Below are 15,868 nucleotides of genomic sequence, written 5' to 3'. Positions count from 1 at the left end.
AAATTGATGAAGCAATCTCGGGAGAATTCCTGAGATTGCCACGCTCCCTAACGTTCGCTCGCAATGACGATAAATACCAAAACAAACCTAGGAGAAAATAACATGACTTATTGCAACAAATCTAATCAAACCTCATATCCTTTTATCTTACCTGATTTGCCTTATGACAAAGAGAGCTTTAAACCACATTTTACTCCCGAGACTTTTGATTATCATCATGGTAAACATCATAATACTTATGTACAAAATCTAAACAATTTACTCAAAGATAAAGAAGAATTACAAAAAAAAGATTTAGAAGAAATAATAGAATGGTCATCTCAAAACTCAAATGCGGCTATTTTTAATAACGCAGCCCAAATATGGAATCATACCTTTTTTTGGCTTTCAATAAAGCCGCAGGGCGGAGGTAAGCCAAGCGGTAAAATATTAGAACAAATTAATAAAGATTTCGGTAGTTTTGAAGGATTTTGTGAACAGTTTAAGCAAGAGGCAGTAGGACATTTCGGTAGCGGCTGGGCATGGCTTGTATATCACGATAATAGGTTACAAATTATAAAAACCGCTAATGCCGGTACACCTATAGCAAACGGTATGAAGCCGCTTCTTGCATGTGATGTATGGGAACATGCTTATTATATTGATTATCGTAACAAACGACCTGATTATGTTGACATATTTATTAAGCATATGATTAACTGGAAGTTTGTAGAAGATAACTTAATAAAATAAAACGGTCGTGCCTCCGTATTGCAGTTTAGAGTAAATAGTCTATAATCCTCAAACAGTAATAAGAGAGAATTATAGTTAAGGAGTTATGGCAAAAATAGATGTTAAGTGTAGATATTGTAACAACACAGAAGAAGTAATAAAGTCAGGATATTCAATTTCAAAACAACAGAGATATCAATGCAAGCGGTGTAATCGATATTTTCAATTGGAGTATATTAATAATGCATCTAAGCCTGGAGTTAAGGAGCAAATAGTAGAAATGTCAATCAACGGCTCTGGAGTTAGAGATACAGTAAGAGTATTAAAAGTGGGTATCAATACAGTTATCCGTGTTTTAAAAAAATCTAGTATTAAAAAACAATAAATCATTCTATCAGTACAACAGAAGTAATTATTGCTCCTGAGATAGATGAACAATGGTCTTATGTACAGAATAAATCCATACAACGATGGCTTTGGTATGCCTTGGATAAGATTTCGTTAAAAGTAGTTGCTTATACGTTTGGTACAAGATGTGATAGCACATTAGAATCATTACTGAAAAAACTAGAGAATTTCAAGGTGACTTTTTACTATACAGATGGATGGGGGAGTTATGCTAGGTTATTAGACCCTAAAAAGCATATTATCAGTAAAAAATACACTCAACGGATAGAACGAAGTAACTTGAACCTTAGAACGAGATGCAAGAGGCTTGCACGTAAGACAATCTGCTTTTCCAAGTCATTGGATATTCATGATAAGGTTATTGGTACTCTTATTGAACGTATAGCTTTTTAATAGGCGTAACTGCAATATGGAGGCATGACCCTTCATTTTAATGGTCCTGAAATTCTAAATGATCCAGTTAAAAAAACGGCTTGGGATAATTTATGGATAGATTCTAATAATAATGAAGCAAGAAATTTGTTAAGTCAATTAACTGAGAATGATGTAAAATGTTTAGCAGATATTTTAGATCAGTTTTAAAAGGAAAATTTTTGATATTAAAATTTGCTTTATTTTTGTAATACCTTACTTATATAAATCAAGCTGGCGGAGAGAGGGGGATTCGAACCCCCGACACGTTGCCGTGAACACGCTTTCCAGGCATGCGCCTTAAACCGCTCGGTCCATCTCTCCAAAATTTTTAGCATTGCCTGTATGGCTTTCTATGTTATTCTCACAAGGTATTTGCGTGGATCAATTTCACCTATGTCGTCATACCGTGGCTTGACCACAGGATCCAGTTAAAAATATTAGTATTTTTTATTGTTTTTTGGATATCGTAGTCAAGCCACGGTATAACACCGAATGCGTTTTTCGCTCCACGCAACAATACCACTCGCAATGACAACTCGGTATTCATGCTGGTAATGCTAAGACTTATTCTTAGAAAAAATATTATTAGCTTCTTCTAGCTCATTTTTAGTATTAACACCAACAATTAAATCATGATCAGTAGACAATAAATATGAAACTTTTTCACCATGATTTTTGCATATTTTTACTATTTCAGTTAAATAAACTTCCTTATTACCGTTAGTATTAGTAGCAAATAAAGGTAAGTATTTATTTAAAATTCCGCTACTGAAAGCCATAATACCTGAATTACAGAGTTTTATATTTTTCTCTTCTTCACTTGCGTTTTTATGTTCGATTATCTCTAAGAATTCACCATTTTTATCAGTAGCTATTCTTCCATATTGAGCCGGATTTGCTCTCTCAAAGCTTAAAGTCACTAATGCAGAATTAGTAAGGCTTAAATAATCTATTAATTCATGTATAAGTTTTGGAGTAATAAGAGGATGATCACCGTATAAAACTAATATTGTTTTATTTTTATCAATTAAATCTATTGCTGCATGAGTAGCATGAGCTGTGCCTTTAGGTTCCTCTTGCAGTACAAAGCGACACATATTTTCATAGGACGTTAAATGTTTTTTAAGTTCTTCTGAATAAACTATAATTACATCATTTGTGATGTTAAGCGAATTCTTTAATACTGTTTCAAGCATTGGAACTCCGCCGACTTTATGCATTACTTTCGGTAAATCGGATTCCATTCTAGTACCTTTACCGGCTGCTAAAATAATTATTTGATAATTTGCATCGTTATAAGTCATTCTTCTCCTTGTATTATTTCGTAAACATCATCAGATAATTCATAATTCCCGAAAACTCTTTGCACATCATCGCTGTCTTCTAAAATTTCCACAAGCTTTAGTAATTTTTCAGCTTTTTCCTTATCATCTATAATTATTGTATTTAATGGAATCCAGCCTATATAAGAGTCTTCAGGTATACCGTATTTGCCGGTTAAAAATTCTAGAACTTTAGAAAAATTTTCAATATCCGTATAGATTGTATGGAATATTTCATCAGATACGATATCATCCCCTCCAGCTTCTATGGCTGCCTCAAAAATATCTTCATTCGATGCTATGTTTGTTGGATACTGGATAACCCCGCAATGTTTGAATAAATAATTAACGCTACCTGTTTCACCTAAGCTGCCACCGTATTTGGTAAAACCGGAACGCACTTCGGCAGCAGTACGGTTTTTATTATCAGTTAAAGCTTCAACTATTATAGCAATACCATTCGGTGCATAACCTTCATATCTAATTTCCGTATAATTTTCGGTATTAGCATCGTCAGCACTATTAATAGCTTTGTCTATTCTTTCTTTTGGGAGATTTTGACTGCGTGCGGCGGTTAAAGCATGTCTAAGACGCGGATTATTTTCAGGGATATTAGAAGAACCGGTTTTAACTGCAGTAACTATTTCACGAATTAATTTAGTGAAAACTTTTGCTCTTTTTTTATCTTGAGCCCCTTTACGATGCTGAATATTTTTAAACTTTGAGTGACCGGCCATATTCTATCTAGAAACAATTAACCTTGTTTTGCTTTAAATCTTTTGTTTTTTTTATTTATTACAAAAATTTTGCCTCTTCTTTTAACAATTTGACAATCTTTATCACGTTTTTTTAGTGATTTTAATGAGCTAACGACTTTCATAGAATATACTTAATTACATTTAATTTGGACTAATAATAAACATTTTCATTTAATCAGTCAATTACCAATTTAAAGCATTTTAAAACAAAATACCATGTTTCATGGTTTTATTGACATATATTAATAAAATAATGTGTTATGTATTTATAAAAATTAAGAGATACCATATTTTATGGTTTTTTGAGTATAAATTTAACCCATAATTATAAAAAGGTCAAATTATGAAAAAATATTCGCCATATGATTTTAATCAAGCAACTATAAATGAAATCAAACAAAATGGAAGAAAATGGAGTTTAGACAAACCATATTATGATGAATTTCTTGTTGAATTACCGAAATTAGTTCAAAAATTTGATCTATCTGAAATAATTACAAAAGTAGATTATCCAGGTAAACATGTATCCATATTTAATGCAGTAGGGAAGCTAGCATCCTATGCTCAGCTTGCTAAATGGGCTGAGAATGCTATTAAAGATGTGCAGCAAGGTGAAAATGAAAAAGCTAATAATCAATGGAAAGCTATAAAAGCAGTGTTAGAGTATGCTAAAACATCAGGTATAGATTATTGTAGTTTAATAAGAGGTTGGGAAAATAATAAAGGAGCAGCACAAGGCGATCAGATACTAAAACTACTAGAGCACAATTTACAAGAAACAAAAAACCATAAAATTAAATCAAAAATATTTAGTCTTATATTAGAAGAAGCAAATAAAGGAGAATACGGTTTATACACTATTCCTAGTAATTATAAAAATAATGAAAATGTAAAACATGCAGTTGCAAAACATCAAGTATTTGTTAATGATGAGCTTGCAACATTAGCAGTATGTTGGGCTACTATAGAACCTACAGAAGAGTTATTTGAAGATGAATCTCTTGAAGAAGAATCAAATATTTCTCGTAACGATTTTACTCCACCGCCGGAAATGCCGCAATATATAGACCTTGGTAATTCTGAGCAACTTGCAGCATTATTTAGTCAAGCAATAGCTCTCGCTAATAAAGCAACTTCAACACCTGGAAATTATCAAGCATGGCAAAATCATGCCGGTTCAATATTAAATAATGCAGAATTAGGTGAACAACCTTCTACTAGTTCAAATACCGCTAGCTCTAATACAGTAGTGTTTAATGTTAAAGAAAGTATTAATGAAATCAATAAGTTAATAAAAAATTACAAAATAGTAATCAGTGAAGAATATATAAATAGAGTCTTAGAAACCGAAGATGCAGAGATAATAGATCAAGCTTTAAATAAGCCTCACTTTATTAAACAAGGACTTCTCATAATAGTAGAAAATCTTACGAAATCATTAGGTAATCATTACGCTTCTCTGAATTTTGTAAGTAAATCTTTATTTGTAGAGTCAGATGAGTTTCAAAATTTAGCAGAATTTATAGAAGATTTACTACCTATATTAGATAAAGAAAGTAAAACTCTAAAATATGAATATTGTAAAGTAATAACAGAAGGAACAAGTAATCCATTACAAGTATTAGGTGCTATGTTTGGTGGAGAACCATTAAATCCATTAAAAATAGCAGCAGAAACATATATAAAATGGTATGAAGAACATTTTTCTAGAAGTGAAAATTTTGACACTACCGGAAGTAATTTAAACAACCATGAAGTCGATTCTTTAGGCGATACTTTACAGGCTGATCTTGATTTAGGTTAAGTTTTCAAATCTTAAATATCATAACTATCTTTGCTTCATAAGGGAAGTTATGATACTTGTCTTTTTTATTAAAAATAATTAATAATTTCTATACACAAATCTTATATTTTATTGACAAAATTTTACAAATTCTATATATTGCCGTTTTCAAAAATTCAGAATCCATATTCCATGGTTTTTTAAGATTTGAATTTAATTTAAATAAAGATATATTTTTGTGAAAGAGTCATTAGTTGAAAAATTAAAAAAAGATACAGTAAGACCACTAGAGACGACAGATTATTTGAGTATACTTATCGAAATTAAAAAGTTTATTGAAGCTAGTAATATTGATAATATAGCGTTAAGGCAAAGCTTGTTGTCCTTAGAGCAGGTTTCAAAAGAAGCAAAAAATAATAATGAAGCTATTATAAAAGGTAAGGACATATTAGAGTTACTTGCTCAAATTTACCGGTAACTAAAAGCGATCCATTAAATGTAGAAGTCAAGATTTAATCTTACAGACATTATAAAAATTATATCTGAATGTCTGATAAGTTATGACTGTCAGATGAGTATTCAAGATATAAGATTTCGTTATTCTTTTCAACAGCTAACTTTTTACTATCCATAAAAGTCTGCATAGGTGTTTTTCCATAGCAATATTTACCGGAATGCGGTCTTTCATTATTATAATATTCTAGCCAAATATCAAGATCTAGTTGTAGATCATCAAGATCAGTATAGATCTTTTTACGCATAGCAGTATCAAAGAATTCTTGTTTCATAGTTTTATTAAAACGTTCACACATACCATTTGTTTGAGGAGAATATGCTTTAGTAGTAGTATGCTCAATACCCTCAATGCTTAAGAACAATTCAAAAGCATGATGTTCTATATTACCTTTATACTCACCACCTCTATCAGTTAAAATACGAAGTACTGGTATTTGCTGACTCTCATACCATGGTAACACTCTATCATTAAGCATGTCAGCAGCGGTAAGTGCTGTTTTATCAGTATATAGTTTAGCCTCTGCAACCCGAGTGTAACTATCAATAAACACTTGAGAATATACCTTGCCTATGCCTTTAAAATTACCTACATAATATGTGTCTTGGCATCCTAGATAACCTGGATGCTGTGTATCAATCTCACCATGAGCTTCTTTCTCGCTACGCCGTTTCTCTAATACTTGTAACTGAGCTTCGGTAAGAACAATACCATCCTGAGCCATTTTGGCTTCTAATGCTTTAAGTCTTTTATTGATATTATTTAAATCATTACGTAGCCAAATAGATCTAACTCCTCCAGGTGATACAAGAATACCAGTCTTTTTAAGCTCATTTGATACTCGCAGCTGACCATAAGCGGGGTATTCTATTGCCATATCTAATACTGCTCTCTCTACGGCAGGATCAACTCTATTCGCTATAATTGGCTTCTTCCGACTAATCTCATATAATGCTTCTTCTCCTCCTGTTTCATATAACTCTTTAAACCTATAATAACTGTCTCTACTGTAACCCATAGCTTTATATGCTGACGATATACTACCAAGACTCCTAGCTAATTCTAGTAATCCTATTTTTGGCTTTATTATTTTTTGATTTAGATTCATCTCTAATCCTCCATTTAATATTATCTTAATTTTACTAAATGTAAGATTAAATCTCAACTATTACACATTAAAAGCAGAAATATTTCACATACTACTAAATGATTGTAGTGATTATTATAGAAATAATGAAGATGTTAATAATGCATATCAATGGCTTAAAGAAGTTGGCGTAAGATTTAGTGTAGTTAGAACTGCAAGTTTAAACGAAGCAACATTAACCTCAGAAAATTTTAACTTTAACAAAAAGTCAGCTGAGTTAGGGTCTGTAGTAATAGAACTTGAACAAATATTAGAAACATTAGGTATTGCTAAAGATAATTTTGACACTAATGATTTATAAGTAATCTTGTTTGTTTCTTATCTCATAACTTCCCTTGCTTCATAAGATAAGTTATGGTAGGCTAGTTTATCTTAATTAGTAACTCAAGTTTATTTTAGCGTTGCCGGTATGGCTCGAAAGAACATTATATCATTCCCTCATATTATTGCGTGGATACCAAGTCGTCATTGCGAGCGACTGAAAGGAGCGTGGCAATCTCATAAAATAATACTCCTGAGATTGCTTTGTCAATTACTTCGTAATTTTCCTCACAATGACGCTAAAATCCTACTATGCTCCTTTTTCTTCTTTTCAAATCCGGCTATTGCCGATCCTGAAATCACTGAATCCTTTAAATGTTCAAAACTTTTTCCTTACTTTGAAAAAAAATTTAACATCCCATCTAATACATTACATTCAATAGCCTTAAAAGAATCGGGAAAAAAACATACAACCCGTAAAATTAGAGTAGTATGGCCTTGGACGGTAAACGTTGAAGGAAAAGGCTATTATTTTAATACAAAAAGAGAAGCTGTAAGTTTTGTTAGAATAGAGCTTATAAGAGGGCGAGAGAGTATTGATGTCGGATGTATGCAGATTAACTTAAGACATCATTTAGGAGCTTTTAATTCCCTTGACCAAGCATTCGATCCAAATAATAACGTTCGTTACGGGGCAGAGTTTTTGCGCTCAAAATATGATCAGTTAGGGAGTTGGCACAAAGCTATAGCACATTACCACTCAGCCACTCATTCCTTAGGGTTTAAATATAAGCAAGATGTAGTTAAAATAGCAAGTAATATGGCTCTTTATAAAGCATCCTTACATAGTTATCTAAATAATAATGAAGGGGCTTTAGAAGATACAATTCCAGTAAATAATAACAAAATTCAAAAAAAATCACTTTTTAGTGGCAATAAAAGATACAGAAGTAGTATTATGGTACCGATTCCTGCTAAAATTAATTAAATTTTATGAGTATACTCGTTGAACTTAAAAAATTGGCTACGTCATCCTACAATTACTGCGATACTGAACGTTTAAGTATACGCTGTGTTCCTCGTCTTGTGGATTCCTTGCTCTTTTTCAAGTTGAACTTCGTATACCAGCTTTTCATTTACTTTTTAATATTAGTAAGTGCGGTAAAAGTAAATGCCGATTTTAACAATATTCAAGATAATTTTGAATATCAGGAAGAGCAGCTAACAATAGAATTACCTTGGAGCGACTGTACCGAAATTCATAAATTATTAGAGGAAAAATTATCTTTTTCAGAACAACAAATAAAAAAAGAAAATAAAATTCATGAGAAGTATAAGCAATTTTATTTAAAACATAATAATCTTACTAATTTTTCTATGCAATTTCTTGAGAAAAAATCTGAGACTAATGGGGTAGAAACTTTAATATCAGGTTTTTTAAAATTTTGTGAAGATAATTTCCAAACTAGTAAAAGTAAATCTAATTCCCTAAATTATTACATTAAAAAACAACAAGATCAATGGTTTAATGATATAAGAAACGAGAATTACAAAATACATTATAGAAAAAAATACGAAGATAATATCTTTAGAAATAATTAATTTATTTCAGCACTTGATTCATATATTATTTAATTTATATTAACTATAATAATATACAAGGTTATTTATGTTAAAGAAATTTATATTAGTATTGTTGTGTATAAGTAGTGATAAATCTCTAGGAGAATCTAATAAGACCGCGAACAATATTTCAGGGATAGAAAGAAAAAAGTTTCTAGTAATGATAAACAACTAAAACCTGTCTACTTAGAGCATTTGGATCTAATTTTGGATTTAAATCCTTCAGAAAAAAGCCTGTTGAGTTTAGAACCTTTATCACCTAACAATAAAAATACAAAACCTATAGTTGTAGGTATTCAAGAGAATTTTGAAAGGCTAGATAGAGTTAAAGGGGATGATATTCGCGCTGCAAGACAGAGAGAACTTATTCAAAATAGTTGGTTAAGAGGAGATCTTATTTCTCGATTCCCGACTAACACTTTAGGTCAAAAGATAGAAGATAAATGGAAGGGATTATATATTCAACAGATTAAAGCTAAAAAATCACCGAAATAATGCAGTAGAGGGAATAAGTGACAGCTTATTTATCAAGCATGCAGCTGACGATATAATAAGCCGATTAGGGATGATTGATAAGGATTTTTCGGATATTCTAGAAATATCGGCTAAATGCGGTTACCTTACAAAACTGTTAAAAACTACCTACCGAAATGCCGATATTACTGCAACGGATATGTCGCCTTTATTGCTTGATTCATTTAGGCATGATCGTAAATTATTAATTAGACATCTTTCCAAACCAGCTTATAGAGAGGAATTTAAAGGAGACACGGAACACAGCGCCACAGCGTACACACTAGTACGTGAGGATTCGAGTACCGGATCGACGTCTAAATTACCTCTAGAAGTAGAGTTTGGGAAGATGTCTATTGATGATGAAGATTTAGAATTTCCAAAAGACTCTTTTGATTTAATTATTTATTCATTAGGGTTACACTGGATAAATGATGTGCAGAGTTTTCTATCTAATATAAGAACATTTTTAAAGCCTGACGGTATTTTTATCGGTAATTTTGTCGGCGGAAATAGTTTAAAGAATTTACGTAAATCTTTAATAGATGCCGAAACAGCAAGTGGTTTTAAACACTCTCCTCATATTTCTTCTTTTATTCATTTTGACCATGTCCCAATGCTATTATCACAAGCAGGATTTGCCGAAGTAATTGTTGATTATGAAAATATAGAGTTAAAATTTGATAATCCTTTAGCGTTAATGAAAGAAATAAAAAATATCGGTGAGTCAAATTCACTAAATGCTAGTCACAATTACGCTATTTCTAAAAAGATGTTCTCTTTACTACAAAATTATACAAACGGCTTTGAAGATAATATTAATTTAATTAGTTTTATTGCTTCGTCAAATAAGAATAGTATAAGATTAAAGTTGTTATAAAGGTGATAGTGGTGTATTTTTAGCAGTATTACGTCATTGCGAGCGACTGAAAGGAGCGTGGCAATCTCAGGAATCTTACTTGAGATTGCTTCGTCAATTATTACATAATTTCCTCGCAATGACGATTCAACAATTTATTAAGGTCAAACAAATATGCAAGAATTTGATTTAGTGGTAATAGGTAGCGGTCCGGCCGGTTATACAGGTAGTATTAGAGCTGCTCAGCTTGGTATGAAAGTAGCGTGTGTTGAGAAAAACGATACTCTCGGCGGCACTTGTTTAAATATAGGGTGCATACCGTCAAAAGCTTTACTTAATTCCTCCGAAAAATATGAAGAAGCTCTAAAGCATTTTGAGAGTATAGGTATTACTGCAGATGTAAAATTAGACTTACAAAAAATGCTAGCTAATAAAGATCAAGTAGTTTCTGACCTTACAAAAGGGATAGAAAGCCTATTTGCCAAAAATAAGATTACTAGGATAAAAGGTGAAGCTAAAATTATCTCTAGCAATATCGTTGAGGTAAATAAAGAGCAAATTAAAGCTAAAAATATCCTAATTACTACAGGTTCCAGCGTCATAGAAATACCGAATATCAAAATAGATGAAGAGTTTATTGTTTCATCTACCGGAGCTTTAAAGCTTTCTAAAGTACCTGAGAACTTAATAGTAGTCGGGGGAGGGTATATAGGTTTAGAACTTGGTTCAGTTTGGCGTCGTTTAGGTGCTAAAGTAACGGTTATTGAGTATGCACCGAGCATTGTGTCGATGCTTGATAAGGAAATTGCCACGCAATTTATGAAGCTACAGCAAAAACAAGGTATAGAGTTTAAACTAAATACTAAAGTGCTGTCTGCTGAAGTAAAGTCAGGAAAAGTAAATCTGACAATAGAGGAGGGTGGTAAGAGTTCGGCAGTAACTAGCGATGTGGTATTAATGGCAGTAGGTAGAAAAGCCTATACCCAAAATCTAGGGCTTGAGTCTGTAGGTATTATTACAGATAAACAAGGTAGAATTGAGATTAATGACCATTTCCAAACAGCTGTTTCAAATATTTACGCAGTCGGTGATGTGGTAAAAGGAGCTATGCTTGCTCATAAAGCCGAAGAAGAGGCTGTAGCTGCCGTGGAAATTATGGCAGGGCAAACAGGACATGTTAACTATAATCTAATTCCAAGCGTAATATATACTTATCCCGAAGTAGCAAGCGTCGGTGAAACGGAAGAACAGCTAAGAGGAAAAGGCATTAATTATAAAGTAGGTAAGTTTCCGTTTTTAGCAAATAGTAGAGCAAGAGCAATCGGTAGTACGGAAGGGATGGTTAAAATTCTTGCCGATAGTAAAACCGATAGGGTTTTAGGAGCTCATATTATAGGAGTTGATGCAGGTACGCTTATTGCCGAGCTTATCGCTTATATGGAATTCGGAGCAGCTTCGGAAGATATAGCAAGAACCTGCCACGCCCATCCAACATTAAGCGAGGCTATAAAAGAAGCAGCTCTTAGTGTAGATAAAAGAACGATTAATATGTAATATACCCCTACGTCATTGCGAGAAGAATTACGCAGTAATTCGACGAAGCAATCTCAGGAGTTATGCTTTATGAGATTGCCACGTCGCTTCGCTCCTCGCAATGACGAATTTAAGGATATTTATGACCAAACAAGAGCTGCGGCTTTATTTCAAAGAATTTTTAATAAAAAACCAAGATAAGATTAATTCCGACTTAGTCAAAAACTCTCTAATAAATAAAATTAGCCGGTTATTAAAGGAGTTAAAAGTAAAGATAGTAGGACTTTACTATCCTCTAAAATACGAGATTAACTTACTTGAGATAACAAACTTACATCCTAAAATAAGATTCTTCCTACCGAAAGTTATAAAAAATGAGATAAAATATTGTCCTTATCATTATAACGATCAGTTGGCTTTAGGTGCTTTTAAAACCTATGAACCTATAAATAATGATTGTGTTATCCCTGAATTAGTCATTATTCCGGGGCTTGCGTTTAGTCGGGACGGTTATAGACTTGGATACGGCAAAGGACATTTTGACCGATATCTTAATAATAACCGAAATATATTGGCTGTCGGAGTTTGTTTAAAAGAGCAGTTAATAGATAATTTTCCGGTTGAACCTCATGATCGTAAACTTGATTTTATTCTATGTCATTCCTGCGAAAGCAGGAATCCAGGGAAATAACTTCAATATTGATACAGAGGTCACATAATTTGATAAAATAAATATATAAAAAACTTGTTTTTATATATTTATTACTGGATTCTCGCCTCCGCGGGAACGACATACAACGAGCCACGCAACAAATACCACGCGAGAATGACATAGAATAAAATGGTTGATATAATAAAAAAAATTGTTGTATTGCTCGGTGTACCTTTTGCTTTTTTTGCACAAGCAGTTGGAGATTGGCTAGAAACAGGACAAGTATCCGGCGATACTCAGACTGGAGATATTTGCTTTCAATTAGCATTGATAGGAGTAGGGACACTTATCATCGATCAGGCATTTAGTAACTTGCCTGATGATGTATACAATGAATATGTCAAAATAGTACAAGATAGTGAGATACAAGTTACATTAATTGGCTAATTTTTTTCTATTCATTATGTAATAGTTGAGATTTAATCTTACATTTAGTAAAATTAAGATAATATTAAATGGAGGATTAGAGATGAATCTAAATCAAAAAATAATAAAGCCAAAAATAGGATTACTAGAATTAGCTAGGAGTCTTGGTAGTATATCGTCAGCATATAAAGCTATGGGTTACAGTAGAGACAGTTATTATAGGTTTAAAGAGTTATATGAAACAGGAGGAGAAGAAGCATTATATGAGATTAGTCGGAAGAAGCCAATTATAGCGAATAGAGTTGATCCTGCCGTAGAGAGAGCAGTATTAGATATGGCAGTAGAATACCCCGCTTATGGTCAGCTGCGAGTATCAAATGAGCTTAAAAAGACTGGTATTCTTGTATCACCTGGAGGAGTTAGATCTATTTGGCTACGTAATGATTTAAATAATATCAATAAAAGACTTAAAGCATTAGAAGCCAAAATGGCTCAGGATGGTATTGTTCTTACCGAAGCTCAGTTACAAGTATTAGAGAAACGGCGTAGCGAGAAAGAAGCTCATGGTGAGATTGATACACAGCATCCAGGTTATCTAGGATGCCAAGACACATATTATGTAGGTAATTTTAAAGGCATAGGCAAGGTATATTCTCAAGTGTTTATTGATAGTTACACTCGGGTTGCAGAGGCTAAACTATATACTGATAAAACAGCACTTACCGCTGCTGACATGCTTAATGATAGAGTGTTACCATGGTATGAGAGTCAGCAAATACCAGTACTTCGTATTTTAACTGATAGAGGTGGTGAGTATAAAGGTAATATAGAACATCATGCTTTTGAATTGTTCTTAAGCATTGAGGGTATTGAGCATACTACTACTAAAGCATATTCTCCTCAAACAAATGGTATGTGTGAACGTTTTAATAAAACTATGAAACAAGAATTCTTTGATACTGCTATGCGTAAAAAGATCTATACTGATCTTGATGATCTACAACTAGATCTTGATATTTGGCTAGAATATTATAATAATGAAAGACCGCATTCCGGTAAATATTGCTATGGAAAAACACCTATGCAGACTTTTATGGATAGTAAAAAGTTAGCTGTTGAAAAGAATAACGAAATCTTATATCTTGAATACTCATCTGACAGTCATAACTTATCAGACATTCAGATATAATTTTTATAATGTCTGTAAGATTAAATCTTGACTTCTACATCATATATAGGCTACAAATTATTTGATTTGTAGCTTTTTTCTTATAAGTTATTACACAAACTTATTATTTCATCTTTATATTTTTGTTTATGTAAATATTTGCTTTTTAAATTTAGATTTTTAAAATCCTTGTGATGCAATGGCGGGCATTTACTAAGCTTTATTAAATCTTCATTTAAAATAAAATGCTTACGAGGAATATTTATAGTTTGTGCATTCTCTTCACGATAAGCTGCAAGCGCTTGAATTTTACGGTTAAAACTCTCATCATCACTTCTATATTTTATTTTTTTCCACGCATTTTTCGGCTCAACCTTATAATTTCTAACGTCTAATAAAGAACTAAGAGTAGTTTGGTATTTATTAGTTAAATTATTTCTAATAATTATATTATTTAGCTCTTTATATATCTTATACAAATACTCCACATCTAACATTGCATAATTTAACATATCACTAGTGATAGGGCGTTTTAGCCAGTTAGATTTTTGGTGGGTTTTATCGATAGTAATACCAATTAACTTATAACAAAGGTCATCATAGCTTAGCTGTTTACCGAATCCGCAAATATTTGCTGCAATTTGTATATCAAAAACATTAGAAGGTAGGGTTTTAAATAAATTATAGAAAATCTCTAAATCTTCCCGAGGAGCATGAAATATTTTAGTAATATTATTATCTGCAAGTAACTTATTAAAAATATTCAGATCTAAGTTGCTTAATGCATCAATTATTCCGCAATATTCTTCTGCTTTAACTTGAATTATACTAAGCTGAGCATAATAGGTATAGCGACGCTCAAATTCCGTATCTATGCTTAAGCACGTCTTATTTGCTAACCTGTTACAAAATTCTTCTAATGTTTTTTGATTATCGATAATTTGCATAGAAGCTATTTATAAAGCTCCGATAATTTTTAAGAAAAGATTAGTATGAGATAACGACAAGACAACTTCAAGACCGATTAAAATAATAATAATCCACTCAAGTTTGGTAGAATGTTTATAATTAAGGTCATTTGAAAGAATGTCTAAAAGCTCGTGAATCATATTAAGCCGATGATTCATTATATTTTGCCGTATTTCTATGTCTTGAAACTCTGCCGTCATCAGATATAGAGGCTCATAGCTCGGACGACGCCAAAAGAATTCCGGAGTATCGAATATGTCGCTATGCAAACTGATTGAATAACGCTCGTTAAATAATATACCTATTTGCTGTAATATCTCCTTTTTTGAAAGCGATACGCTGCCGGTTCTAGCTAGTTCCTGCTGAATAGGAGTGGTCTGAACAATCAAGTTACTAACGGATTGCTCAAGAACGCTAAGTTTAACCGATTGTGCAAGAGCATGAGAAATAGAAAGTTTAACAAAAACTGATTTATCTGCTAAGATTATTTTATTTTTTTCTTCGTCAATAAATGTTTTCGGGGCTTCTGTATTATATTCAAAATAAATATAATCAGATACCGGCTCTTTAAGCTTATTAACTGTTACTAAATCAGTATCGTTTAAAACTATTTTTTCTTGAATTTCATCGCCGCCCCAAATAGTTACACAGCCAAACGGAAAGAAAAATATCTCTATAAAATCAGAGTCTTTATTTATCTCTTTCCGAATATATAAAACATCGTCAAAATGCTGAGGCTCAAGACCAATCTTTTTTAAATTAGTAACTAGATCACTCATCTTATATTCGGAAGAAGTGCAGTAAGAT

Annotated in this window: 19 protein-coding genes and 1 tRNA gene; 13 read left to right on the top strand and 7 right to left on the bottom strand. The window is 32.3% G+C overall.

Translation table 11 applies throughout. The features are described 5' to 3' along the window. Positions 1-102: 102 nt before the first annotated feature. The 3 genes from AC0ODJ_RS05730 to AC0ODJ_RS05720 all read left to right on the top strand — a co-directional run bounded on the left by AC0ODJ_RS05730 (position 103) and on the right by AC0ODJ_RS05720 (position 1,701). Positions 103-732 carry a superoxide dismutase gene (locus tag AC0ODJ_RS05730; protein ID WP_218460611.1) on the top strand — a complete coding sequence of 210 codons (630 nt, stop codon included), beginning with the start codon at positions 103-105 and terminating at the stop codon, positions 730-732. An 85-nt stretch (positions 733-817) separates the two neighbouring features. Continuing rightward, a protein-coding gene (locus AC0ODJ_RS05725; protein ID WP_474464353.1) for an IS1 family transposase occupies positions 818-1,512 on the top strand; the annotation gives its coding sequence in 2 pieces (ribosomal slippage) (positions 818-1,091 and positions 1,091-1,512; 696 coding nt in all). A 24-nt stretch (positions 1,513-1,536) separates the two neighbouring features. Then, positions 1,537-1,701, top strand: coding sequence for a hypothetical protein (locus AC0ODJ_RS05720; RefSeq protein ID WP_474465333.1), 165 nt, complete (start codon positions 1,537-1,539; stop codon positions 1,699-1,701). Between the two features lie 64 nt (positions 1,702-1,765). Here the strand turns inward: AC0ODJ_RS05720 and AC0ODJ_RS05715 are convergent. From AC0ODJ_RS05715 to ykgO, 4 genes are all read right to left on the bottom strand, one after another. Further along, a tRNA-Ser gene (locus tag AC0ODJ_RS05715) sits at positions 1,766-1,854 on the bottom strand. A 236-nt stretch (positions 1,855-2,090) separates the two neighbouring features. After that, complete coding sequence (locus AC0ODJ_RS05710) at positions 2,091-2,837, bottom strand: sugar phosphate nucleotidyltransferase (RefSeq protein WP_218460478.1); 747 nt, start codon at positions 2,835-2,837, stop codon at positions 2,091-2,093. After that, positions 2,834-3,592, bottom strand: coding sequence for a YebC/PmpR family DNA-binding transcriptional regulator (locus AC0ODJ_RS05705; RefSeq protein ID WP_218460479.1), 759 nt, complete (start codon positions 3,590-3,592; stop codon positions 2,834-2,836). The genes AC0ODJ_RS05710 and AC0ODJ_RS05705 overlap by 4 nt, the downstream gene beginning before the upstream one ends. Positions 3,593-3,609: 17 nt before the next feature. Continuing rightward, positions 3,610-3,735 carry a type B 50S ribosomal protein L36 gene (ykgO, locus tag AC0ODJ_RS05700; protein ID WP_004998227.1) on the bottom strand — a complete coding sequence of 42 codons (126 nt, stop codon included), beginning with the start codon at positions 3,733-3,735 and terminating at the stop codon, positions 3,610-3,612. 221 nt (positions 3,736-3,956) lie between these two features. Between ykgO and AC0ODJ_RS05695 the strand changes: the two genes are divergently transcribed. Both AC0ODJ_RS05695 and AC0ODJ_RS05690 read left to right on the top strand, forming a co-directional pair. After that, the gene (locus AC0ODJ_RS05695; RefSeq protein WP_474465321.1) at positions 3,957-5,417 is read left to right on the top strand and encodes a hypothetical protein; all 1,461 of its coding nucleotides are present in this window, start codon (positions 3,957-3,959) and stop codon (positions 5,415-5,417) included. Between the two features lie 217 nt (positions 5,418-5,634). Continuing rightward, positions 5,635-5,874 (top strand): hypothetical protein, encoded by a 240-nt coding sequence (locus tag AC0ODJ_RS05690; RefSeq protein ID WP_218460480.1) that lies wholly within the window; start codon positions 5,635-5,637, stop codon positions 5,872-5,874. Positions 5,875-5,932: 58 nt separating this feature from the next. Here AC0ODJ_RS05690 and AC0ODJ_RS05685 read toward each other — a convergent pair whose 3' ends face one another. Further along, complete coding sequence (locus AC0ODJ_RS05685) at positions 5,933-7,018, bottom strand: IS481 family transposase (protein ID WP_121834048.1); 1,086 nt, start codon at positions 7,016-7,018, stop codon at positions 5,933-5,935. A 448-nt stretch (positions 7,019-7,466) separates the two neighbouring features. Here AC0ODJ_RS05685 and AC0ODJ_RS05680 point away from each other — a divergent pair, with 448 nt between their 5' ends. The 8 genes from AC0ODJ_RS05680 (at position 7,467) to AC0ODJ_RS05645 (ending at position 14,113) form a co-directional block, all read left to right on the top strand. Continuing rightward, the gene (locus tag AC0ODJ_RS05680; RefSeq protein ID WP_218460302.1) at positions 7,467-8,306 is read left to right on the top strand and encodes a lytic transglycosylase domain-containing protein; all 840 of its coding nucleotides are present in this window, start codon (positions 7,467-7,469) and stop codon (positions 8,304-8,306) included. A 122-nt stretch (positions 8,307-8,428) separates the two neighbouring features. After that, positions 8,429-8,920, top strand: coding sequence for a DUF2532 domain-containing protein (locus tag AC0ODJ_RS05675; protein WP_256621212.1), 492 nt, complete (start codon positions 8,429-8,431; stop codon positions 8,918-8,920). Positions 8,921-9,148: 228 nt separating this feature from the next. Then, positions 9,149-9,436, top strand: coding sequence for a hypothetical protein (locus AC0ODJ_RS05670; protein WP_256621213.1), 288 nt, complete (start codon positions 9,149-9,151; stop codon positions 9,434-9,436). 31 nt (positions 9,437-9,467) lie between these two features. Beyond that, a complete protein-coding gene (locus tag AC0ODJ_RS05665; protein ID WP_371920393.1) occupies positions 9,468-10,334 on the top strand; it encodes a palindromic element RPE1 domain-containing protein in 867 nt (288 codons plus the stop codon). Positions 10,335-10,487: 153 nt separating this feature from the next. Further along, positions 10,488-11,867 carry a dihydrolipoyl dehydrogenase gene (gene lpdA / locus AC0ODJ_RS05660; protein ID WP_218460305.1) on the top strand — a complete coding sequence of 460 codons (1,380 nt, stop codon included), beginning with the start codon at positions 10,488-10,490 and terminating at the stop codon, positions 11,865-11,867. A 121-nt stretch (positions 11,868-11,988) separates the two neighbouring features. Beyond that, the gene (locus AC0ODJ_RS05655) at positions 11,989-12,537 is read left to right on the top strand and encodes a 5-formyltetrahydrofolate cyclo-ligase (protein ID WP_474465311.1); all 549 of its coding nucleotides are present in this window, start codon (positions 11,989-11,991) and stop codon (positions 12,535-12,537) included. Positions 12,538-12,687: 150 nt separating this feature from the next. Then, positions 12,688-12,945 (top strand): hypothetical protein, encoded by a 258-nt coding sequence (locus AC0ODJ_RS05650; RefSeq protein WP_474465308.1) that lies wholly within the window; start codon positions 12,688-12,690, stop codon positions 12,943-12,945. 82 nt (positions 12,946-13,027) lie between these two features. Further along, entirely contained in the window at positions 13,028-14,113 is a 1,086-nt protein-coding gene (locus AC0ODJ_RS05645) for an IS481 family transposase (RefSeq protein ID WP_474465674.1), read from the top strand. Positions 14,114-14,193: 80 nt separating this feature from the next. Here the strand turns inward: AC0ODJ_RS05645 and AC0ODJ_RS05640 are convergent, their stop codons facing one another. After that, positions 14,194-15,039, bottom strand: coding sequence for a ribonuclease D (locus AC0ODJ_RS05640; RefSeq protein ID WP_218459799.1), 846 nt, complete (start codon positions 15,037-15,039; stop codon positions 14,194-14,196). 9 nt (positions 15,040-15,048) lie between these two features. Continuing rightward, positions 15,049-15,840, bottom strand: coding sequence for an RMD1 family protein (locus AC0ODJ_RS05635; RefSeq protein WP_218459801.1), 792 nt, complete (start codon positions 15,838-15,840; stop codon positions 15,049-15,051). Positions 15,841-15,868: the final 28 nt, after the last annotated feature.

The sequence above is a fragment of the Rickettsia senegalensis genome, from assembly GCF_056135685.1.
The sequence above is the reverse complement of the archived record's forward strand: the minus strand, read 5'-3'. Positions and strand labels throughout refer to the sequence as shown.